The organism is Mycobacterium sp. E2989, from assembly GCF_001667595.1.
GTDB lineage: Bacteria > Actinomycetota > Actinomycetes > Mycobacteriales > Mycobacteriaceae > Mycobacterium.
Genome location: NZ_LZJX01000008.1, coordinates 15865 through 37744 on the forward strand (window position 1 = coordinate 15865; position 21880 = coordinate 37744).

A 21880-nucleotide genomic window follows, 5' to 3' on the forward strand; every position below is an offset into this window, starting at 1 on the left:
CCATACGTACAGGAGTCAACGTATGGCCATTGGCCTATTTTTTGTCCGACCACCGGAAAACTACGAGGCAGGCAATCAGCCCGCCGACGCTCCACGCGGCCAGTACGAAAAATGTCGGCCAGTGCTCCCAGCTGCCGGCCGGTTCGAAGGCGGCCATGTCCGGCGGCAATAGCACCGAGCGGAACCCTTGGGCCATCCACTTCACCGGAAAAACCGAGCCCAGGGTCAGCATCCATGCCGGCAACGCGACGAGCGGAACGTAGGTGCCCGACACGAACTGCAAGGCGACCCCCGGGCCGTTGGTGATCACGGCGGCCGAAACCGCTCCGCTCGCCAAGTTGCTGACGAAGATGCCCAGCAGCGAGCAACTGACGATGCCCAGGACGAACACCCACATCAGGGTGAACCAACCGAATGCGGTTGTCGGCAGGGCGAGCTTGAAGATGAGCACGCCCACGGCGAGCAGGACGACGGCCTCGGCGAGGCTGGCGAAGGCAACCAGGCAGATTTTTCCGATGAAGTACGCCGCCGCGGTTGCCGGCGTCCCCCGCAGTCGCCGCAGCGCGCCGGCTTCGCGGTCGGCGGCGATGCTGATGCCGAGGTTGATGAACGAGGTGGACAGGATCCCGTACGCGAGGATGCTCGCCGCGATGACCGCGCCGGTGCTGGTATTGCTGTGCGGCAGTTTCGTCGAGAAGATCGAGCCGAGCAGGATGCCGATTACGGCGGGCATCGAGAAGGTGAGCACCACCTGTTCCGGCCGCCGGTAGAACATCTTCAGCTCCGGCACGATGCGCGACAACCCGATTCGCACCGGAGACGGCAGCGGCACCGCGGACGGGCTCGAATGGCGTTGCGGTGGGGCAGATCTCCGCGCGTGACCGATGTCCATCACGCCTCGCCGATCAACCGCAGGTAAGCGTCTTCGAGCGTCGGCCGGGAGACCGTCAGCTGAGCCAGTTCTGCCCCGTGCTTCGATCGCCGCCTGATCAAGTCGGTCGGGCGATCCGTCACCTCCACGTGGGCACGGCCCGCCTCCACCCACCGGACCGTCGCGGCCGTACTGACGTACTCGGTCAGTTTTGCCGGTGAGTCGACTGCCACCACCCTGCCGTCGGCCAGGACTGCGACCCGGTCTGCCAGTGCGGCGGCCTCCTCCAGGTAGTGGGTCGTCAATACGATCGTCGTGCCATCGCTCGCCAGCAACCGGATGAGATCCCAGAATCGCCGCCGGGCATCGGGATCGAACCCGGTCGTCGGTTCGTCGAGGAAGAGCAAGTCGGGCATGCCGATGATGCCGAGGGCCACGTCGAGACGACGGCGCTGCCCGCCTGACAGCGTCCTCACCCGGGAGTCGGCAACCGGCGTCAGCCCGACGAGTTCGAGCGTCTCCCCCGGAAGTCGCGCCCTGCCATAGCATTTCGTCAGCATCTGAATGGTTTCCGCCACGGTCAGCATCCCCGCGTCGCTGACTTCTTGCAATACGATGCCGATCTTGGCGCGCCAGCTACGGCCGGCGGTTCCGGGATCTTCGCCAAGCACGCGCACGTATCCGGAATCCCGTTGCCGGTGACCCTCGAGGATTTCGATGGTCGTCGACTTTCCCGCGCCGTTGGGCCCGAGGATGGCGAAGATTTCGCCGTAGCCGACGTCGAGATCCACATCGCGCACGGCCTGCAACTGCCCGTAGGCCTTTGACAAACCTCGGACGCGCACCGCGCGGGATTCGTCCCGCTCCGTCGCTGCCGTTGGGTCGCCTTTGTCGGCCAGCTGCTCGGCTCGTGCCGGCCGTGTCCGCCCAGGAGCGTTCATGCGTGCGTTCCCCCCGCGTCCTCCTCGGCTGTTTCGAGGTCGAGCAGCAGAGCCCGGAGTTCGTCTTCAGACAACTGCTCCACCAGGCGGTCGACCTCGTCGGCGGCCGTGCGTTGCTGCCGCTGTTCGGTGACCACGGTTGGGTCGGCGCTTCCCAGTTCAAGCCGGCCAAGTATCCGAGCGGCCAGTTCGTTGACACTGACTCCCCTGAGCAGGTCCAGCACCGGCAGGTCGACGGCGAACTGGGCGTGGATCCGGGTTCTGAAATCCATTGCCATCATTGAGTCCAAGCCGAGGTCGTCTAGGGCGTCGTCGAGCCCGATATCGGTCGGGGCGAGGTCGAAGACCGCGGAGCCGATCTGTCGCACCAGGCGAGCGACCATGTCGGCCCTGTCGGCTTCCGGGCACGCCGCGAGGGAATCCAACACCGAAGTCTCGACATCGGTTTTGGCGGCCGCCGGTTCGGTGGCGCCCAGTTCGGAAAACATCGGTGGCAACTGCCCGACAAGGCCCACGCGGCGGGCCCGCGTCCAATCGGCGGTGATAGCGATGACGTTGGGCATCTGCTGGTTGATGAGCCGATCGAGGATCTGGGCTCCCGCGCCGGGCGTGATCAGCTCGATCCCCCGATGCGCATAGATCTTCTCGAGCTTGAGGTCTTCGACCATGCCTACTGACCACGGGCCCCAGCCGATCGTGGTGGCCGGCAGTCCCTCGGCCCGCCGATAATGCGCGAAGGCGTCCAGGAATGCGTTGGCGGCGGCGTAGTTCCCTTGGCCGGGTGATGCGATGACCGAACCCGCCGACCCGAACATCACAAAGAAGTCGAGCGGCTGTCCTTTGAAAGCGTTGTGCAACACGCGGGTACCCACGACTTTGGGCGCCATCACCTTGGTGAAATCCGCTTCGGTCATGTTGACCAAGAGTTGGTCGTGGACAGACCCCGCGGCGTGAACGATTCCACGAACCGGTCGGCCCTCGTCTCGGATGTGGTCACTCAACCAAGCCCGCACCTGGTCCGCGTCGGTGATGTCGACGCTGGCCGTCGTCACCCTGGCGCCGAGGCGCTCGATCTGCCGAATCGCGTCGACGGCCGACCGGTGCTTGTCGTCGTGGGATAGCAACGGCCAGCGGCTCCTTGGCGGGAGTGCGCTTCGGCTTAGCAGGGCGATATGCCGCGCTCCCCGTTGGGCAAGGTACGTCGCGACGACGCGTCCGAGGGCTCCCGGTCCGCCGGTGACCACGTAGGTGGCATCGGGTGCGAGTTTGGTCGGGAAGGCTTTCGAGAGGCTGCTGGCCGAGCGAAGACGCGGGACCAACGTGGTGTTTCCGCGGATGGCGATCTGATCCTCGGCATCGTCGTCGAGCACGTGGTCGCAGATGCGCGCGGCAGCCTCGACGCGGTCGTCGGCGGCGTCGATATCGATCAGCCCGCCCCACTGCTTGACCAATTCCTGGTGGCCCACGACGCGGCCGAGCCCCCAGATGACCGCTTGTTCGACCGCGAGCGCCTCGGTCCCCAGCGCCGGTTGCGCGTTCTCGGTGACCAAGTACAGGCGCGGCTGGACGGTCTCGTGCTCCGCGAGGGATTTCACAAGATGCAGAACGGTGAAAACGCCTAAGCGCTCGGTCGTTTCGGTCGGATTCACGTCGTGGTGCACCGGTTGGCCGTCCGGATGTGCGGGCATATCCAACGGCCAGCAGTCGATGATCCCGGCAAGGTTGCCTTCTTTGGCGAGGTGGGTTTCGAGCAACTGATGCAGCTGACGCGGTTGGCTGGGGTTCACCGCATACCCGCCGTCGAATTCGGTGAGCGCTTCCACGGGTCGGTGCTCGACCACGCGGACGCGCTGACCCCTGCGGCGCATCCGCTCCGCGAGCACTGAGCCGACGCCCGCCGCATCGACGAAGACGATCCACGACATGTTTTCTACGGCGATCGCGTTCTCCCGCTCGTCGTGTCCGGGACGGGTATGCGCAATCCACTGAATCTCGTAGAGCCCCTTGTCCACACGCTCGGGCGACATGTGAGAAGACACAGCGAGTGATTGCACCGTGAAGCCATTGAAGGCGGCGAGGGGCTGCCCGTCGGCGCCGGTCACGGTGATATCACTCTCGATCTCGTCGGCGGTGGCCGAAACGACCCGTAGATGGACGTTCATGTCACGCTCGGCTGAGCCGTATATCGCGCTTCGCCGGATCCGAACGGGAAGGTAGGGACTTTCGCGGGTCTCGTGCCCGAGAAGCGGTGCGCCAAGCAGTGTTTGAAAGGCCCCGTCGATGAGGGCGGGATGGAATCGGTATCGGTCGACATCGTCGCGGAGCGCTCCCGGGGTGACGATTCGGGCTGTCGCCCAACCATCTCCGGCAGTCGCCCCGGTCACGGTCCGGAACGCTTCGCCGTACGCCAAGCCCATGGCTCGGGTACGGGCGTAAAACTCGTCGCCCTCGATCGTGGTGCCCTCTCCCGCGCAGTTGAAGCTCGCGCAATGTCCCGGCGGCGTCGGGAGTGTGTTGAGTTCCGCGGTCGCCGTCAGCGTCCACTTCAGCTCCCCGCCCGCCGTCGCAGTGAAGGCGGTGAATTCCAGTGCGCCGGTGTCCTGATCGAGTGTTGTCCTGAGTATGGGGTCACAAGTGTCATCGAGAACCAGGGCTCGTCTCAGCGTCAGGTTCTCAACGCTGTGGTGCGCGGACCCGTAGGCGGCCTCCCCGGCAGCGAGGGCCATTTCGATGAATACCGCTCCAGGTAGGAGAACACTGCCCTGAACCCGGTGATCCGCGAGGAAGGGCAACATCGCGGTGCCCAGCTCCACTTCCCACGTGGGATGCGCGGCCCCGCCCACCGGTTGCCCGAGCAGGGGATGCACCGGGTTGTAGTGGAGGTCCTCCGCGGCTTCCTGGGTCTCGTTCCAATACCGTTTGGATTGCCATGGGTAAAGGGGAAGTTTCAGCAGCCGCGCCCCGTTTCGGGGGTATAGAGCTTCCCACCTCACCGGGTGACCCTCGCAGTGCAGTGCGCCAACGCAATTCATCAGCGTGCGGCCGTCGTCCGCGTCGCGCCGCTGGGCCGGCAAGACCACCACGTCGGTCTTTTGCGCCGAGGCGATCTCGACGATTGACGTCGCAAGGACGGGATGTGGCCCGAGTTCGACGAAATGGGTGTATCCATCGTCGAGCATTCGGTTGACCGCGGGCTCGAAAAGTACTGTGGCGCGGGTGTTCTGCCACCAGTAGCCGGCACCGGCGGTGTAGCCGTCCAAGCGTTCGCCGGTCACGGTGGAATACAGCGGCATGCTCGCCGGGCCCGAAGAAAGCCCTTGCAGGGCGCCGCAAAGGTCTTCTCTCACCATGTCCATGTGGTGCGAGTGATACGGCACCTGCACGCTGAGGAACCGGTTGAAGATCCTGAGCTCGTCGAGTTGGCGGGCGATGCGGTCCAGGGCGTCACCGTCGCCGGCGATGGTGACCGCCGAGGGGCTGTTGACGGCGGCGATCGATACACCGGCCCCGATGCCATCGGCCGCTCGGTTCTCCAGCGTCTGAATGAGCGATTCTGCACCGAGGCCCACGGCGAGCATGCGGCCGGATCCTCGGGTGCGCTGTTGCAGGCGACTTCGGTGGTAGATGACGCGGATCGCCTGTTCGAAGGTGAGTACGCCGGCCAGATGGTGGGCGGCCACCTCACCGGCGCTGTGCCCCACCACGCCGTCGGGGATGATGCCGAATTCCTTGAGCTGCTCGGCCAGCGCTATCTGGATGGCGAAGTTCGCGGGTTGGGCCACATCCGTTTCCGCCATGCGAGACCTGGATTCGTCGGCGCGGAGTTCGTCGATCAAAGACCACTCGGCATAACGGGATAGCTCGCGATCGCTTCGCACGATGCTGTCGGCGAAGGCGGGATAGGCGTCAAGCAGCCCCCGGCACATCTTCCACCACTGAGGCCCCATCCCGGTGCAGACGAACGCCAGCTTCGGCGCGTCTGCAGGCGTGCGGCCGACCGGGGTTTGCCCCTCTGCCAGGGCCTGAAGTTGACCCAGCGCGTCGCCGACACCGTCCGCGACGATCGCGCGGCGATGCGTCAGGTGGGTGCGTCGCCGGCTGAGCGTGTAGCCGAGGTCGAGCAGTGAGAGGTCGGGGTGAGCGTTCAGCTGCTCCGCCAGCCGACGAGCCGTTGCCGCTAAAGCCTCCTGCGAACGCGCCGACACCGGCAGCAAGGCCAGGGGCATCTGCCGAGATTTTTCCGGGACGGCTCGAGCGGGAACCGGCGGCTCGGCAAGCACCACGTGCGCGTTGGTGCCGCCGAAGCCGAAGGAGTTGACCCCTGCGACGCGTCGCCGGTTGCCGGGGAAAGGACGACCGGTCGACGGAACTTCGATGCCCGAATTCGCAAGCGCTATCGGGTCATTGAGGTGCAGGTTCGCCGGGATGTACCCGTGTTTTAGCACCAGCGCCGCCTTGATCAACCCGGCGACCCCCGCGCCGGCTTCCAGGTGGCCGATATTTGTCTTGACCGAGCCGATCAGCAGTGGATCGGCCGGTGACCGGTCGGCAGCCAACACGTTGCCGAGTGCCCCGGCCTCGATCGGGTCGCCGACGGGGGTGCCAGTGCCGTGCGCCTCCACATAGCCGACTTCGTCCGGACGGATACCCGCCCTGCGCAGTGCCGTGGCGATGGCCGCCTCCTGCGCCGCGGCGCGGGGCACCGTGATGCCGTCGGTGCGCCCGTCCTGCGACACCGCGGAACCCAGGATCTGAGCGTAGATTTCGTCACCGTCGGCCACCGCGCGCTCGAGCGGCTTGATGACGACCATGGCGCCGCCCTCTCCCCGCGCGTAGCCGTCGGCGGAACGGTCAAAGGCCTTGCAGCGCCCGCCCGGACTGAGGAACCCGCTCTTCGATTCGGCGATGCCGGTGTTGGGGCCGATCATGATGTTGACCCCGCCGGCCAGCGCGAGGTCGCATTCGCCGTTCCAAATGCTCAGTGCGGCAAGGTGAACGGCGACCAGTGAGCTCGAGCACGCCGTGTCGATCGTCATGCTGGGCCCACGGAAATCGAAGGCAAATGAGATCCGGTTGGCCAGCATGGTCATCATCATTCCGGTGGCGGAATGGGCTTTGAATCGGTACCGGCTGGCGCGGCCCTGATTTTGCAGAAGTTGGTAATCGAGTGTGAAGCCGCCGACGAAGACGCCTACCTCGGTTCCCGCCAGGCTGTCGGCGGATATTCCACCGTCTTCCAGCGCCTCCCATGTGGTCCGCAACAGGAGGCGTTGCTGGGGATCGATCAGGTGCGCTTCGCGGGGAGAGATCCCGAAGAATTGGGGGTCGAATTGGTCGATCTCGTCGAGGAACCCGCCTCGCCGGGTAACCATCTTGCCGACCTTGGCGGGGTTTGGGTCGTAGTATTTCGCGGCGTTCCATCGCGCTTCGGGGACGGTGCCGGTGGCGTCGGTTTCGGTGCATAGCAAGTGCCAGTAGCTGGTCGGGTCGTCGGCACCACCGGGGAACTGACAGCCGATTCCGACGATGGCCAAGGGGTCGCGGTCTCCGGTTGCGGCGCGCATGCTCATCCTTTCGCCCTACGAAGCCTCAACCGCGAGAACCGGGTCGTGCGCGAATCGTTCTTGGGTCAACGTGCTTCTAGTACGGGTGCGGCGCCGAGAATCCACCCTCGGCTGACCGGATTGATTTCCTGCTCGCGGCGGTAGATGGAGCGCAGTTCCCGCAGCAGAGAGTCGCGTTGCCACGCCTGCACCTGCTGCATCACGCCGTCTTCGGAGAACCGGTCACACTTTTCCGAAACCACCGTCTCCACGAGTTGGCCCGCCAGCTGGTGTAACAGGCGGGTGTTGGCCTCAAACTGCGCGGTGAAGTCCGGACTTTCTCCGATCATCGCGGTGTGCAGGCTAACCATGAAGTTGAACGGTGAATACAAATCCACGAACCCAGCCGACGGGCGCGCGCTCTCGATTGCGGCCCATTCTCGGAAGAACCTTTGCGTACGGTTGCTGAGCTTGATCAAGCCTTCCAGGTGCGGGACGACCTGTGGATCGTCGGCGACGGTGACGAATCGTCCATTCCTGTAGAGCAAGCCGACGAAGCCCCAGTAGAAGGCGATATCCCAGATCACCTTGGCGGACATCACGGTCGGCGAGCCCATCAGCGTGTACTGATCGCAATACACGGCGAGCCACATGTCGGTGAGGGATCGGAATAACGAGTCGCTGATTCCCGACCGCGCGACGACATCCTCACCGTCGAGTTCCCGGACGATCATGTCGGTGATGAGGCCGTTACCGATCGCCACGAGGTCCAGCCCCGACGAGTACAACGGGTCTAGAAAAATCCCCGAATCTCCGGTGAGACACCAACGGTCACGGCCGTCGTACACCTTGGTGGCGCCGTGACTGTAGTTTTTCATCACCCTGAAGTCCTTGATCAGGTGTTCGTGTTCCGCCAGGACCGCCGCGCACTGCGGCTCGTACTCGTTGAGCCACGAGCGGGCCTTGGCGAGCGTGTTGAATCGGTCGAACTGGTGAAACGCCGGGTCGGCGACGATGCCGACGCTCGTGGATCCGGACGCGAGCCGGATCAGCCAAACCCAGTAGCCCTCCCCCATCAAGTGATTCGTGGACAGCGCACGATCGCCCTCGGTGATGCGGGTCTGCCAGGCCGGGTCATCGCTCCACCGGCCGATGTCGATTTCGGCGGCGACACGCAACCACACCGCATTGCAGTTGTGTTCGTTGGCGCGCCGCAAACCCAGTTGGCGGGCCAGCGCACGATTTCGTCCGGATGAATCCACCAGCCAACGCGTTGTCGTGCGCGTGATGGTGTCACCGCTCTGGATGGAAACGGTGTGCGGGTGTCCCCCGGCGCCGCACTCGACCGACACCGCCCGGCCCCGCCGAATGTCGACACCCGCCGCGCAGCAACGTCGGTAGAGCTCGTTCTCCAGCCGGCCGCGGTCGATCTGATACGTCACCTGGGGGATGAAGGAGGAACTGCCCAGTTCCAGCCGCTCGGTGATATCGGTGTTTCCGCCGTGGGAGAAAAACATTCGCAAGCCCATCTTGCGAATCTGCGAGGTCTGCAAGTGGTCGGCCAAACCAATGCGTTCGCGCAGATAGTGGGCGGAAACCTCGACCGTCGACTCGCCGACGGTGTGGGTGATCTCAGGCACTGGGTGCGAGGCGGGTGAGATGACGGCGACTCGCGTGCGGGGCCTGGCGGTGCGAATCTCGAGTGCCAGGGTCAGTCCCGCCACACCACCACCGACGATGGCGACGTCGTGATCAGGGTGAACTTTGTCGGCATCCAACCGGGCCTTGAGCCTTCGCGCGAGGGTCTCGCGCGCCTCGGGGCTCAACTGCGACAGTTGCGCGCGCACGTCCACCCGTCCACCTCTTGCAAACCCAGGGAAATTAAGTTACTTAATAGTTAAGTACGTTACACGAAATGAGGACTCTCGCAAGCCTGGAAGCACACGGTGTCGACCCGGCGGGCCGCCGACACGTGTGAGGCCAGATGCGCTGCGGCAAAGCCGATCTCAACCGCTCGTCGACCCGCCTGCCGGGATGAAGCCGACCACGAACACTCAGGACCTCACCATGCCTGCAGCAACCGCCGTACATTTTTTCCTTGAGCTGGCCGTCATCCTCGGGACATGCCGGCTCGTCGGGCTGGTTGCGCAACGCTTGGGGCAGCCCCAAGTCGTCGGCGAGATGATTGCCGGCGTACTTTTGGGCCCCTCGCTCCTGGGCCGGGTCGCTCCCGGCGTGCAGCACGATCTCTTTCCACCCGGGCAGGCGAACACGGTGCTCTACACCGCGGCGCAGATCGGCCTGGTTCTTTACATGTTCCTCGTTGGGCTCGGCTTCGACGTCAAGCTGATCAAACATCGCGCCGGCACCGCGGCGGCCGTGTCGGCCGCGGGGATCCTCACACCGCTTGCGCTGGGAGCGATTGTCGCCTTGCCGCTGCTGAACAGCGGAATCTTGTTCGGAAAAGGTGTCTCGCTGCCCTTGGCGATGATGTTCTTGGGCGCGTCGATCGCAACCACCGCGTTTCCGATGCTCGCGCGAATCATTTTCGAACAGCGGCTGTCCGGAACGCCGCTAGGTACGCTCGCCCTGATCTGCGGTGCGATCGACGACGCCCTCTCCTGGTGCATCCTGGCCGTTGTGCTCGCCATCCATCGAGGCGATCCCAGCACCGCCGCCACGGCAATAGTCGGTGGCATGTTGTACACGGCATTGCTCCTGACGATCGGGCGCAAGGCCCTGGCCGTCCTCGGCGCGAGATCCGAACGCCGGAACGCGGTCAGCGCGCCAACGTTCAGTGCAGTGCTCGTGTTGCTCATGACGTGCGCATGGTTCACCGACGCCATCGGCATCTATGCGATATTCGGCGCGTTCGTTCTGGGCGCGGCAATGCCATCCGGCTTCTTCGCCCAGCAACTCACCGCCAGGCTCGAGCCGCTGGTGACCACGTTGTTGCTGCCGCTGTTCTTCGTATACTCGGGGCTGAATACCCAGATCGGCCTGGTCAACAGCCCGAAACTGTGGGCGGTGACGGTGGGAATGCTCCTGCTGTCGATCATCGGAAAGGGAGTTTCGTGCACAGTCGTCGCGTGGCTGAGGAAAGTCCCTCTTCGTGAATCGGTCGCCCTGGGTTCATTGATGAACGCCCGCGGCTTGATCGAACTCATCCTGCTCAATATCGGGCTTCAGGCCGGCATCATCACCCCAACACTGTTCAGCATCTTGGTTTTGGTCGCCGTAGTGACGACCCTGATGGCCACGCCGATATTCGAATTCGTCTATGGGCGGCACCGGGCGAGCGAGGTAGCCACCGGGCGGTTAGGAACCCACGACGTCGAAGACCGCGGCGGCGGAGGTGACGGCCTTGTCGGCGTTCCCCTCGTCGTGCAGCAACATGCGCACGCCGATACGGCCGGGCCCGCCGCGGTGCGCGACTCCTTCCACCCGGAAGGGGCCCACCTTGCCGCGGGCCATGAACATGACGTGCCAGCTGACCACCTGGAGCTTTCGGGTCCCGGCGACGCCGGCGGCGAGATCGACAGCCGCCGTTTCTAGGACGACGTGCTGGGGGCCGATGTGCAGCGCGGCATCCGGGGATGCGAGTTCGGTGCTGAGCTCGGGCAGCACCCAGTGGCCATCGCTACGCCTGCTGGCCCCGAACGCCTGCCACAACGGCGGCAGATCCGGCGAGTCCTCGATTACCAATTCCGTGCCCGAAACGTCCATGCGGCCCAGGCCTTCCGGCGGGATGCCGATGATCGCTCCCTGGCCCTCGTTGAAGGCGATGACCCGGTCCGGGTTGTCGGCGTCGACGATCTTGCACCGTCCGTAGCCCATAGTGCGGCCCTGATGCACGATGCCGGAGCCGACGATCTCGACCCGCTTGACGTCATAGCCGGGGTCGATGATCTGCACCGACGCGATCACCGGGTTGGGCACCGCCACCATGTCCGTCTGGCATCCCTCCGGGGAGGAAATGGCCAACGGCGCCACCATGATTCCGCCGGCCTCGTTGCGCATGTCGCGGCGAATGGTGACGGTGTCGTCGACCTCGCCGAGGTCCATCGAGGAGTGTTTGCGGCCGATGTAGCGGTAGCTGAGCAGCCCCGTCCAGCGCCGGTACAGTTCGTCCCGGTAAGCATCGGAGTCCCCTGCCAACTCCCGGATGTCACGAAGCTGGTCACTCAATTCCGGCCTCCTTCAGGCTTTTCCGTGCCGGACCTGGTTGAAGGGCACGCCGCGGTCGGCGGCGTACTCGCGCGGAAAGTTCAGCACCCGCTCGCCGATCACGTTGCGCGCCATCTCGGTGGTTCCCCCGCCGATGCTGGCGATCTGACGGCCGAGGTAGCGGGTGCCGACGTCGAGCAGCCCCGCCTCGTCATCGACCGCGGCGGCAGGGCCGGCGACGGCCAACGCGGTATCGGTTTCGACGTCGTGCACCTCGGCCATGCACAGCCGGATGATCGAACCGGCGGCGGGCGGCAGCGAACCATTGGCCACGGCGTGGAAGACGTGCTCGCTGAGCTGCCCGTGCACCGCCCGGTGGACCAGGGCACGGCCCACCCGCTCGCGGACCCGCTCGCTGTTGGACCGGTTCACCCTGCCCACCAGGTCCAGCAGGTCAACCGAAACATCCTGGGCCTCGGCGATTCCCGGCCCGCTGGTGTATTCCGATCCGTCCCCCATCGTGCGGCGCTCGTGGTAGAGCTGGCGCGACGCGACGTCCCAGCCCCTCCCCGGCTCACCCACGACGGCGTCGTCTCCGAGTTCGACGTCGTCGAAGAACTCCTCGCAGAACTCCACGGAGCCGTTGACCTGTTTGATGCGGTTGATCGTGACGCCGGGATGCCGCAGCGGCATCAGGAACATCGTCAGGCCTTCGTGTTTGGGCGCGTTCCAATCGGTCCGGGCCAGGCACAGGCCGTAGTCGGCGGCGAACGCCCACGTGCTCCAGGTCTTGGCGCCGTTGATGATCCAGTGGCCGTCGCGCCGGTCGGCGCGGGTCAGCACGCCCGCGAGATCCGATCCCCCGCTGGGTTCGGACAGCAGCTGCACCAACACTTCGTCACCGCGAAGCGCGGCCGCGATGTGGCTGCGTTTCTGCTCCTCGCTGCCCATGTCGAGGATCGTTGCGCAGCAAATGGCGAAGGAGGGCACGTTGAGCATGAGGGGGGTCTCATAGGCCAGCGCCTCGGCGTCGAACGCCTTCTTGTATTCGTAGCTCAGGCCCAGCCCGCCGTACTCGCGGGGGAAGCAGATGCCGGCGAATCCGCCGTCGTACAGCTTCTTTTGCAGTTCGCGGGCGCGCTGCCAGGACGTCATTTCGTCGCGCTGCAGGACCATCGCTTCCCCGGAATCCAGCCGCGGCAGGTTCTCGGCCAGCCAGGCCCTGGCCCGGCTCCGAAACTGTTCGACCGACTCGGAAGTCACCGATGGCCTCTCATTCGAGCGTCGACCGCGTGCTGGGCGACTGTACAGCACCGCCGCCGCCGCTGTACAGATCGGCGCCTATGACCGGTTCAGCTCCACGGCGGCGCGGATCAGCGCCTTCAGGGCCTCCTCGTCGACCTGGTCGCCCTCGTGAAAATCGATCGCGCGCCGGGTGTTGCCTTCCAGGCTGGAGTTGAACAAACCCTTGGGATCCTGCAGCGAGGCGCCCTTGGCGAAGGTCATCTTCACCACGTTCTTGTAGGTCTCGCCGGTGCAGATCATCCCGTCGCGATACCAGACCGGGACGCCGCGCCACTTCCACTCCTCCACCACCTCAGGTTCGGCTTCCTTGACGAGTTCCCTGATGCGGGAAAGCATTTCACCGCGCCAATCCCCGAGCTCCGAGATCCTGGCGTCGATCAGCTCGGCGGGAGTCTTCGTCACGGTTCCGTCCTTTCGCAGAGGTTGTCGCTCGCCGGACGGTATATCACGGACGTTGATCGCGCGGCCCGCGGCGAGACGCGGTGTCCGGCGCCGGTAATCTGCGTTCGACTCATGACACATCCCTTCGACGACGCCATCAGGCTCGAGACGATCGACGCGAGCACCAGGCGCGGGCGGACCCATCCGGAATGGGCCAACATGGTGGGGCCCTTCGGCGGAATCACCGCAGCCATCGTGCTGCACGCCGTCCAATCGCACCCCGACCGCATCGGCGAGCCGCTGGCGCTGACCGTCAACTACGCCGCCCCCATCGCCGACGGCGACTTCGACATCACCTTGCGGGCAGCGCGCACCAACCGGACCAACCAGCACTGGATCGCCGAACTCAGTCAGGACGGTGACGTCAAGACCACGGCGACCGCGCTGTTCGCCATTCGCCGCGACGGCTGGGCCGACACGGAGCTGCGCCCGCCGACCGCTCCGGACCCCGACGAGATCGCTCCCACCGATCCCGGCCTGGTGCGCTGGACGAGCCTCTACGACATGCGGTATGTCGAGGGTTCGATGCCCGGCAAGGACGGGCAACCGAGCCCGACGTCGACCTCCACCCTCTGGGTGCGCGACGCCGCGCAACGCCCCGTCGACTACCCGGTGTTGGCCGCGCTATCGGACGCCTTCTACCCGCGGGTCTTCCTGCGGCGCGGCGGCTTCGTCCCATCCGGGACGATCTCGTTGACGACGTACTTTCACGCCGATCAGCACGAACTCGACTCCGTGGGCGACGACTTCGTCCTGTGCACCGCGCACGCCAACCGCTTCAGCCGCGGCTACTTCGACCAGAGCGCGCAGGTGTGGGCCCGGCATGGCGTGCTGTTGGCCACCACGCATCAGGTCGTCTACTACAAAAGCTGACCGGTTTACACTTCGGCAGTGAAACGTCACGCCGCAACGCTTACGGAAAGAATCGAGCCGCTATGACAGAGCGCGCGCAAACGCTGGTCGCCGACACGCTGCCGGCGATCGAATCCATCAAGCAGCTCAAGGCCCGTTACTGCCGCTACCTGGACGCCAAGGACTGGGCGGCGTGGCGAACGATCTTCTCCGACGACTTCGTCAGCGACACCTCCGAAGCGGGCGGCAAGGTGATCGCCGGTGCCGACGACTTCGTCGCGTTCACCCGCCGGGCCCTCGGCCGGCCGACGCAGCCCACCGCCCACCAGGTGCACGCCCCCGAAATCGAGGTCACCTCCGCGACGACCGCACGCGGAATATGGGCCCTGCAAGACGTCGTCCGTTTCGGTCCGGGGGTCACCCTGGTCGGCTACGGCCACTACCACGAGACCTACGAAAACGTCGCCGGCCGGTGGGTTATCAAGAGTTCCAAGCTGACTCGGCTCCGCGAGGACATCGTGACTCCCCTGTTCTCGATCTACGTCTCCCCACGGCTTCGCGCGGCGATCGGCAAGGCCGCCGGGCGACTGATGGGACAGTGACCATGACAATCGCCACCGTTTTGGTCACCGGCGCGTTCGGACTGGTTGGCAAGCGTTGCACGCAGATCCTGCTCGATCGCGGGTGCACCGTGATCGCGATGGATCTGCGCAACGACAACACCGTCGCGGTGGAGAAAGAATTGGCCGCCGGCGGGCATTCCGGGACGCTGATCCCCGCCTATACCGACCTGCTGGACGCCGAAGCGGTGCGCGGGCTCATCGAGACCCATCGGCCCGGGGCGGTCATCCACCTGGCCGCCATCGTCTCCCCACCGTCGTACCGCAACCCGGCGTTGTCCCGCCGGGTCAACGTCGGCGGTACCGAGAATCTCTTGGCGGCCTGCGCCGCGCTCCCCGATCCGCCGCTGTTCCTGATGGCGTCCAGCGCCGCGGTCTACGGCTCGCGCAACCCCTATCGCCAACCGGAACGGATCACCCCGGACACCCCGGTAAATCCGATCGATCAATACGGTGAGGACAAGGTGCTTGCCGAAGCGGCGATCCGCGCCAGCGGCCTGCCGTACGCGCTCTTCCGGCTGGCGGGCGTCATCTCGCCGGACACTCAGGCCGGCATCAATGGTGACTACCTGATCCTGATGCGATCGATCCCGAGCGATAACCGCATACACATGGTCGATGCGCGTGATGTAGCGCTGGCGTTCGCCAAGGGCGTCGATCGCGGGGCGGCCATTTCCGGCAAGGTTTTGCTCATCGGGGGCAACGAGACGTACGTGCTCCTGCAGCACGCGCTCCAGGACGACCTGATGAGGGCCGCCGGCCTGGGCCCGCTCGGCCCCTCCGCCTTGCTGCCCGGCGACCCGGGCGACGACCGCGGCTGGAGCTTCACCGGCTGGTACGACACCACCGAAGCGCAGGCGCTGCTCGACTTCCAGGAGCACGATTGGTCCCAGACCCTGGACTGGATCGCCGGGACGCAGGGCCGCAGGCGGATCGTGTTGCGGCTGCTGAGTCCCGTGCTGCGGCCCGTCGTGCGCGCGGCGCTGGCGGTGCAGCGCCGGCTGGAGGGACGCGGCCCCTACGCCGACCCGTGGGGGCTGATCGAGAAGAAGTACGGCGCGGCGGCGCTGGCAGGCGCCGATCGCTAATCATCCTGTCTCGCAACATGGCTCGTGCCACCACGCGCGCCCTGCACCTACTTCTCGCGCGCGCCCGTCAACGGTCGATCCATTGCATCTGCGCCTCGGCATGGTGGCCACCCTTGGGTGGGGTGATCCGGTCAAGCCGGGACAGTTGGTCCGGTGTCAGCTCGACGGCGTCGGCGCCGACGTTCTCCTCCAGGCGCGACACCCGCTTGGTTCCCGGAATCGGCACGATGTCGGGACCTTTTGCCAACAGCCAAGCCAGCGCGACCTGAGCGGGAGTGGCGCCGACGTCAGCGCTGATGCTCCGCAATTCGTCCGCGCTCTGTAGGTTGTGCTGGAAGTTCTCCTCGAAGAACCGTGGATTGGTCTTGCGGTAGTCGCTGTCGGGCAGCCCCTCGGTGGAGCGGATGGCGCCGGTGAGAAAGCCGCGGCCCAACGGCGAGTAGGGCACGAACCCGATCCCCAATTCGCGCAGCAGTGGCAGGATCTGGTCTTCCTGGTCGCGCGTCCATAGCGAGTATTCCGACTGCACCGCGGTGATGGGGTGCACCGCGTGTGCGCGGCGAATCGTGTTCACGCCGACCTCCGACAGGCCGATGTGCCGGATCTTGCCGGCGGTGACCAGTTCGGCCAACGCGCCGACGGTGTCTTCGATCGGGGTCTCGCGGTCGAGGCGGTGCTGATAGTAGAGGTCGATGCGATCGGTGCCCAATCGTTGCAGCGAGCCCTCCACCGCTATCCGGATGTTGGCGGGGCTGCTGTCCAAGCCGTTGCGGCCGGTGTGGGAAATCAGGCCGAACTTGGTGGCCAACACCACCCGGTCCCGCCGGCCCTGCAGGGCGCGTGCGACCAATTCCTCGTTGACGTAGGGGCCGTAGACCTCGGCGGTGTCGATCAGCGTGACGCCCAGGTCGATCGCGCGATGAACGGTACGGATCGACTCGGCGTCGTCGGTGCCGGCGCCGGCGTAGGCGACGGACATGCCCATCGCGCCCAAGCCGAGGCGACCGACCTCCAGGTTCGCGAGGCGCGCTTGTTTCATGGAGTCATTGTGCGCTTCGCGACTGGACGCCACGGGGCGGGTACCGTTGCGCGAGTGCACCGCATCGATGTTGCCGCGATCCGATGGACGACGTAGAAACCGCGCGACCGGCCCGCAATCTGGCGGTGGACTTCTACCGCGCCTCGGGCGTGGTTCTCATCGTGCTCGGCCACTGGCTGGCCGGTTCGGTGACCTATCACGACGGGCAATTCGGCCGCGAGAACCCGCTGCTCGACATGCCCTGGACGCAATGGCTGACCTGGATATTCCAGGCGGTTCCGGTGTTCTTCTTCGTGGCCGGCTACGCCGGTGCGGTGTCGTGGGCACACCGCCGCGGCGCCGACAGCTTCTCCCGGCAGGCCTGGATTCGGCATCGACTGGCGCGGGTGCTCGGACCAACCACGGTCTACGTCGCGCTGGTTTCGGCGCTCGTGGTGGTTCTTCAGGTCCGCCACGTGTCGGGCACGGTGCTGGAATACGCAGGTTGGGCGGTGGCCATGCACCTGTGGTTCCTCGCCGTATATGTGCTGGTGGTGTCGCTGACCCCGATTGCCGTTGCGGCACACGGACGTTGGGGGCTCAGGGTGCCGGCGGCGCTGGCCGCGGGTGTGGTACTCGTCGACGCCGTTTCGCTCGCCGGTCACGTCCCCTACGTCGGCTGGCTGAATTACCTGATCTGCTGGGGCCTGCTCTACCAGCTCGGGATCGCTTGGCACGGTGGGCTGTTGGCCGGGCGCAGGCCGGTGTTGCTCGCGGCCGGTTCGGCCGTTGCTCTGGCGCTGCTGATCCGGGTGGGGCCGTATCCGGTCAGCATGATCGGGGTTCCCGGCGAGCCGATCGAGAACACGACGCCCCCCACGGTGGCGATGATGGCGTTCGCCTGCGCCCAGGCTGGGCTGGCGATGGCATTGGCGGCGACACTCGACCGGGTCCTGCGCCACGGCCCGGTGCAGCGGGTGTTGTCCACCGCCAACGCCAACGTCATGGCTCTCTACCTTTGGCACATGGTGCCGGTCGTCATCGTCGCGATCATCGCTTACCCGGCCGGGCTGATTCCGCAGCCATCCGAGGGTTCCGTGGCGTGGTGGCTGGTCCGGCTGGAATGGATCACCATCCTCAGCGTGGTCACAGCGGTCGAACTGCTGCTGCTGTGGTGGCAGCGGCGGTTCTTCGCGGTTCCGCTGCCCACATTCGGCCTGCCGCTCGGCGATCGCTGGGCCGAGGCGACCATGCTGACCGGCGCAGTCCTGGCCGCGGTCGGCCTGCACTTCTTGGCGCAGGGCGGCTTCGCCCCGGACGGGCGATTCTCGTGGCCGGCCGCGACCCTCTTTGCCGCCGGCGTGCTCTTGGTCGCGGTGCGTCCCAGGACTCTGTCGCCGTTGACCGGCTACCGCTCGCAGGGGCGCCCCAGCGCCTGAGGCACGCTGCCGTGGGTTAGCGACTTACGGCCCCCCGAGAGAGGCCCTAGTGCCCTGGTCGGAGCCGTATTCCGGGAGAAACGTTTCGGCCAGGCGCGGACCGTCTAAGGATCCGAGCCCGGGTCCGACGGAGAGGGAGCAGCCATATGTTAAACAGCCTCACGGTCCAGGACAACCAGATCCCTCAGCGGCGCGCTCAAGATGTCGAGCTGTTGAAGGAGTCCGGGGTTCACAAGCTCGTCATCGCAGACCGCGACGGCAACTGCTTGGCGTTCGTATTGGCTTGGGACAGCTTCGACTACGACGCCGAGACGGACACTTATGTGTGCGTCGCCGACAGCGACGGTCAAGAGCTCATGACCGTGTACGTCGCCGGCGAGATCAAGGCGGCGCCCGGGGCGAACACATATGTCATCACGGCGCCGGACCGGTTCGCCGGCCGCAGGGCGCTTTAGGCTCCCAGCGGATCGCACAGTTCCCGGGTCGCCGCGTGACGGCCGAACGGCGGCACGGCTAATGGGATCTTGACACGGCGAAGCTTATGATGGACCGTTCGTACGGTTAGTCTAGCGAAGGGTGGATGATGCCCCGATCGCCTGGTAGACGCAGCGAGATTTTCGACGCGTTTGTTCGCTACGTCGCCGAACGTGGCTACGACAGAACGAATATGGGCGACATCGCTGACGAGCTCGGCATGTCGAAGGGCACCATTGTCCATCACTTCGGGACCAAAGCGCAGATGTTGCGCGAGCTCGAAGAGAGCCACCTGGCCGGGCAACTCGACGTGCTGCAGATGGCGTGGGCCCGCCTGGCCGCGCCCCACGAACGCATCGCGGCAATCATTTACGCCTCCGCTCTCCTGCAAGTGACCGCGCGCGATGCCACGGTAGCGAGCCAGCGCGAGGTGGTTCAGCTGTCGGATGACCCGGCGATGCAGCAAGTGCGTAAGTTGCGTGATCAGTTGCAAACACTGGCGATTGACGAGATCCGAACGGGCATAGAGTGCGGTGTTTTCCGAAGCGTCGACGTCGAACTGGCTGCGCTGCAGCTGTGGGGATCGCTGCAGTGGATGTGGGTATGGTTTGATCCCGCCGGCGCACGTTCGCCCGAACAAGTGGGGGCCGCCTTCGTCGATGTGTTCCTCGGTGGACTGCTACTCGACCGGCTGGGGCTCAGCACCTGGGCCAGCCCTTCCGCTGACGTCGTCTCCGTCGTCCGTGAATGCCTAGCCGCGGTCTCGAAACGGTCGGATTGACCGCCACGCGACGAAATCCGTTGCGCATAACGGCAACTGCTCAACCGGACCCGCGCTGAAGCGCTGAGCCGCCCGGGCCGACGCCCGTTAACCGCGACGAGGCGCGCGCGATCCGTCGCTGTACGCCCGGTCAGTTTATCCGGCGAGACTTCGCTTGTCCTCGTTTTCACGGAACCACCCCAATCATCCACCGCCGTCGCGCCAGAACCCTTAAAGACGCCTGTTACGAGCCTAATTCGCGGAAGCCGGGCTGGACGTTTGCCCATGGGTCGCGAACCCGAAACTCCGACGATTCCTGGCGTTATTGACTGACCGTACGGTCTAATGCGATAGTTGCTGCGTGGCGCAAATGAGGGCGGCGTGGAGCCGGAGGGCGCGGCGCCAGAGTGCCGATTCGGGGACCATCTGGTCGAGCGGCTTCGCGAACAAGGTGATAACCCGGGAGTGGGATTACGGGCATCGCAACATGGGGCGAAGAAGCCGAGTGCGATCGTCGTCTCCAGGCGCTTCCAGAGGGTTTCTAGCGCATCGCGTTTCGCGGCGCGCTCACCCGATCTGCGGATCCTCAAACGGGCGCGGCTCGGGCGGCTCCGCGACGACGTGTAACGCGCACGGGACGCAGCGCCGAGATCTCGCGCCTGGTCGCGTGGTCGGTTTCAGGGCGGCGCGATGACTAGCGCCCACCTGTCTAGCAGCAAAGTCGTTAGCCGGATACGGCCGGGCACCGAGGTGGCCGGCGGGTTCTTCCGCATGTGCGTGCTGACCGGAAAGGCGCTGAGGCAGCCGTTCGAGTGGCGTGAGTTCATCTGGAATGGCTGGTTTCTCATGCGGGTCTCGCTGCTGCCCACCATCGCGGTGTCGATCCCGGAAACCGTGCTGCTGATCTTCACGCTCAACCTCCTGCTGGCGGAGATCGGCGCCGCCGACGTATCCGGTGCCGGTGCCGCGATCGGCGCGGTCACCCAGCTCGGCCCGATCGTGACGGTGTTGGTGGTCGCCGGCGCGGGCGGCACCGCAATCTGCGCCGACCTCGGCGCGCGCACCATCCGCGAGGAGATCGACGCCCTGGAGGTGCTCGGCATCGACCCGATCCACCGGCTGGTGGTCCCCCGCGTCGTCGCCTCGACACTCGTGGCGGTGCTGCTCAACGGCCTCGTGGTCGCCGTCGGCCTGGGCGGCGGCTACCTGTTCAGCGTGTACCTGCAGAACGTCTCGAGCGGCGCGTACCTCTCCACGCTGACCGCGCTCACCGGCTTGCCCGAGGTGGTGATCGCGTTCATCAAGGCCGCGACGTTCGGCCTGATCGCCGGCCTGGTCGGCTGCTATCGCGGGCTGATCGTCCGCGGCGGGTCCAAGGGGTTGGGCACTGCCGTCAACGAGACGGTGGTGCTCTGCTTCATCGCGCTCTTCGCGGTCAACGCGGCGCTGACCACCATCGGTGTCCGATTCGGAACGGGGCGATGAAATGACCGCGACCACCGGTGTTCCCGCACGGCATCTCCATTTTCCGCGGGCCGCCCTCACCCGCTACGCGGAAGCCCCGGACCGGGTGCTGGTCGAGATCGGGCAAATGGTCTGGTTCGCCCTGAGCGCGGTCGGGCAGATTCCCTTCGCCCTGCATCGTTACCGCAAAGAACTGCTACGAATGGTCGCCCAGATGGGCATGGGCACCGGCGCGATGGCCGTCGTCGGCGGCACCGCCGCCATCGTCGGCTTCATCACCCTGTCCGCGGGCTCCCTGGTCGCCATCCAGGGGTACGCGACGCTGGGCAACATCGGCGTCGAGGCGTTCACCGGATTCCTGGCCGCGCTGGTCAATGTGCGGTTTGTGGCGCCGGTCGCCGCGGGTCAGGCGCTGGCGGCCACGGTCGGCGCCGGCGCCACCGCCGAACTGGGCGCCATGCGCATCAGCGAGGAGATCGATGCGCTCGAGGTGATGAGCATCCGCTCGATCCCCTTTCTGGCGTCCACCCGGGTGCTGGCGGGTCTGATCGTCATCATCCCGCTCTACGGGTTGGCGATGACCATGGCGTTCCTATCCCAGCAGGTCACCACCGTCCTGCTGTACGGGCAGTCGATCGGCACCTACAACCACTACTTCCACACCTTCCTGCGCCTCAACGACGTGGGCTGGTCGTTCGCGGAGGTGATCCTGGTCGCGGTCGTCGTGATGACCACCCACTGCTACTACGGCTACACCGCCACCGGCGGGCCGGTCGGCGTTGGCGAAGCGGTGGGCCGGTCGATGCGGCTGTCGCTGATCACGATCGTGGTGGTGGTCGTGCTGACCGCGATGGCGGTGTACGGCAAAACCCCGAACTTCAACCTCACGGTGTAGCC

General features: G+C 65.8%; 16 protein-coding genes and 1 pseudogene. 9 read left to right on the forward strand and 8 right to left on the reverse strand.

Annotated elements, in window-relative coordinates:
* Positions 1-34: 34 nt before the first annotated feature.
* The 4 genes from A5680_RS02310 to A5680_RS02325 all read right to left on the reverse strand — a co-directional run bounded on the left by A5680_RS02310 (position 35) and on the right by A5680_RS02325 (position 9202).
* Positions 35-892, reverse strand: a complete 858-nt coding sequence (locus tag A5680_RS02310) for an ABC transporter permease (RefSeq protein WP_067815693.1) — start codon at positions 890-892, stop codon at positions 35-37.
* Entirely contained in the window at positions 892-1812 is a 921-nt protein-coding gene (locus A5680_RS02315) for an ABC transporter ATP-binding protein (RefSeq protein ID WP_082459697.1), read from the reverse strand. Before A5680_RS02315 ends, A5680_RS02310 begins: the two co-directional genes overlap by 1 nt.
* Positions 1809-7346: a type I polyketide synthase gene (locus A5680_RS02320; protein ID WP_231977546.1), complete on the reverse strand. Its 5538-nt coding sequence runs from the start codon at positions 7344-7346 to the stop codon at positions 1809-1811. The genes A5680_RS02315 and A5680_RS02320 overlap by 4 nt, the downstream gene beginning before the upstream one ends.
* A 95-nt stretch (positions 7347-7441) precedes the next feature.
* The gene (locus A5680_RS02325; RefSeq protein ID WP_067815907.1) at positions 7442-9202 is read right to left on the reverse strand and encodes an NAD(P)/FAD-dependent oxidoreductase; all 1761 of its coding nucleotides are present in this window, start codon (positions 9200-9202) and stop codon (positions 7442-7444) included.
* A 220-nt stretch (positions 9203-9422) separates the two neighbouring features.
* Between A5680_RS02325 and A5680_RS02330 the strand changes: the two are divergent.
* A pseudogene (locus A5680_RS02330) lies at positions 9423-10613 on the forward strand (cation:proton antiporter); the annotation flags it as partial.
* A 60-nt stretch (positions 10614-10673) separates the two neighbouring features.
* Here A5680_RS02330 and A5680_RS24975 read toward each other — a convergent pair.
* From A5680_RS24975 to A5680_RS02345, 3 genes are all read right to left on the reverse strand, one after another.
* Positions 10674-11543, reverse strand: coding sequence for a hypothetical protein (locus tag A5680_RS24975; protein WP_082955983.1), 870 nt, complete (start codon positions 11541-11543; stop codon positions 10674-10676).
* A gap of 12 nt (positions 11544-11555) precedes the next feature.
* Positions 11556-12785, reverse strand: a complete 1230-nt coding sequence (locus tag A5680_RS02340; protein ID WP_067815699.1) for an acyl-CoA dehydrogenase family protein — start codon at positions 12783-12785, stop codon at positions 11556-11558.
* A 78-nt stretch (positions 12786-12863) separates the two neighbouring features.
* Positions 12864-13229 carry a DUF1801 domain-containing protein gene (locus A5680_RS02345; RefSeq protein ID WP_231965017.1) on the reverse strand — a complete coding sequence of 122 codons (366 nt, stop codon included), beginning with the start codon at positions 13227-13229 and terminating at the stop codon, positions 12864-12866.
* Between the two features lie 111 nt (positions 13230-13340).
* Here A5680_RS02345 and A5680_RS02350 point away from each other — a divergent pair, with 111 nt between their 5' ends.
* The 3 genes from A5680_RS02350 (at position 13341) to A5680_RS02360 (ending at position 15828) form a co-directional block, all read left to right on the forward strand.
* Positions 13341-14141, forward strand: a complete 801-nt coding sequence (locus A5680_RS02350; protein ID WP_067815702.1) for an acyl-CoA thioesterase II — start codon at positions 13341-13343, stop codon at positions 14139-14141.
* A gap of 62 nt (positions 14142-14203) precedes the next feature.
* A complete protein-coding gene (locus tag A5680_RS02355; RefSeq protein WP_055399307.1) occupies positions 14204-14722 on the forward strand; it encodes a nuclear transport factor 2 family protein in 519 nt (172 codons plus the stop codon).
* A gap of 2 nt (positions 14723-14724) precedes the next feature.
* Entirely contained in the window at positions 14725-15828 is a 1104-nt protein-coding gene (locus A5680_RS02360) for an NAD(P)-dependent oxidoreductase (protein WP_067815705.1), read from the forward strand.
* A gap of 67 nt (positions 15829-15895) precedes the next feature.
* On the opposite strand, the gene A5680_RS02365 is transcribed toward A5680_RS02360, so the two are convergent.
* Positions 15896-16867, reverse strand: coding sequence for an aldo/keto reductase (locus A5680_RS02365; protein WP_067815915.1), 972 nt, complete (start codon positions 16865-16867; stop codon positions 15896-15898).
* Positions 16868-16950: 83 nt separating this feature from the next.
* Between A5680_RS02365 and A5680_RS02370 the strand changes: the two genes are divergently transcribed.
* From A5680_RS02370 to A5680_RS02390, 5 genes are all read left to right on the forward strand, one after another.
* Complete coding sequence (locus tag A5680_RS02370) at positions 16951-18285, forward strand: acyltransferase (protein WP_067815708.1); 1335 nt, start codon at positions 16951-16953, stop codon at positions 18283-18285.
* Between the two features lie 146 nt (positions 18286-18431).
* Complete coding sequence (locus A5680_RS02375; protein ID WP_067815711.1) at positions 18432-18740, forward strand: hypothetical protein; 309 nt, start codon at positions 18432-18434, stop codon at positions 18738-18740.
* A 128-nt stretch (positions 18741-18868) separates the two neighbouring features.
* Positions 18869-19540 (forward strand): TetR/AcrR family transcriptional regulator, encoded by a 672-nt coding sequence (locus A5680_RS02380; protein ID WP_067815918.1) that lies wholly within the window; start codon positions 18869-18871, stop codon positions 19538-19540.
* Positions 19541-20290: 750 nt separating this feature from the next.
* Complete coding sequence (locus tag A5680_RS02385; protein ID WP_369804363.1) at positions 20291-21004, forward strand: MlaE family ABC transporter permease; 714 nt, start codon at positions 20291-20293, stop codon at positions 21002-21004.
* A gap of 1 nt (position 21005) precedes the next feature.
* Positions 21006-21878 (forward strand): ABC transporter permease, encoded by an 873-nt coding sequence (locus A5680_RS02390; RefSeq protein WP_067815713.1) that lies wholly within the window; start codon positions 21006-21008, stop codon positions 21876-21878.
* Positions 21879-21880 lie beyond the last annotated feature (2 nt).

Excerpts from the sequence above, each read along its gene's own strand:
- A5680_RS02315 (WP_082459697.1), bottom strand. The coding sequence starts at position 1,812 with ATGAACGCTCCTGGGCGGACACGGCCGGCACGAGCCGAGCAGCTGGCC.
- A5680_RS02385 (WP_369804363.1), top strand. The coding sequence starts at position 20,291 with ATGTGCGTGCTGACCGGAAAGGCGCTGAGGCAGCCGTTCGAGTGGCGT.
- A5680_RS02355 (WP_055399307.1), top strand. The coding sequence starts at position 14,204 with ATGACAGAGCGCGCGCAAACGCTGGTCGCCGACACGCTGCCGGCGATC.
- A5680_RS02350 (WP_067815702.1), top strand. The coding sequence starts at position 13,341 with ATGACACATCCCTTCGACGACGCCATCAGGCTCGAGACGATCGACGCG.
- A5680_RS02365 (WP_067815915.1), bottom strand. The coding sequence starts at position 16,867 with ATGAAACAAGCGCGCCTCGCGAACCTGGAGGTCGGTCGCCTCGGCTTG.
- A5680_RS02370 (WP_067815708.1), top strand. The coding sequence starts at position 16,951 with ATGGACGACGTAGAAACCGCGCGACCGGCCCGCAATCTGGCGGTGGAC.
- A5680_RS02310 (WP_067815693.1), bottom strand. The coding sequence starts at position 892 with ATGGACATCGGTCACGCGCGGAGATCTGCCCCACCGCAACGCCATTCG.
- A5680_RS02380 (WP_067815918.1), top strand. The coding sequence starts at position 18,869 with ATGCCCCGATCGCCTGGTAGACGCAGCGAGATTTTCGACGCGTTTGTT.
- A5680_RS02390 (WP_067815713.1), top strand. The coding sequence starts at position 21,006 with ATGACCGCGACCACCGGTGTTCCCGCACGGCATCTCCATTTTCCGCGG.
- A5680_RS02375 (WP_067815711.1), top strand. The coding sequence starts at position 18,432 with ATGTTAAACAGCCTCACGGTCCAGGACAACCAGATCCCTCAGCGGCGC.
- A5680_RS02360 (WP_067815705.1), top strand. The coding sequence starts at position 14,725 with ATGACAATCGCCACCGTTTTGGTCACCGGCGCGTTCGGACTGGTTGGC.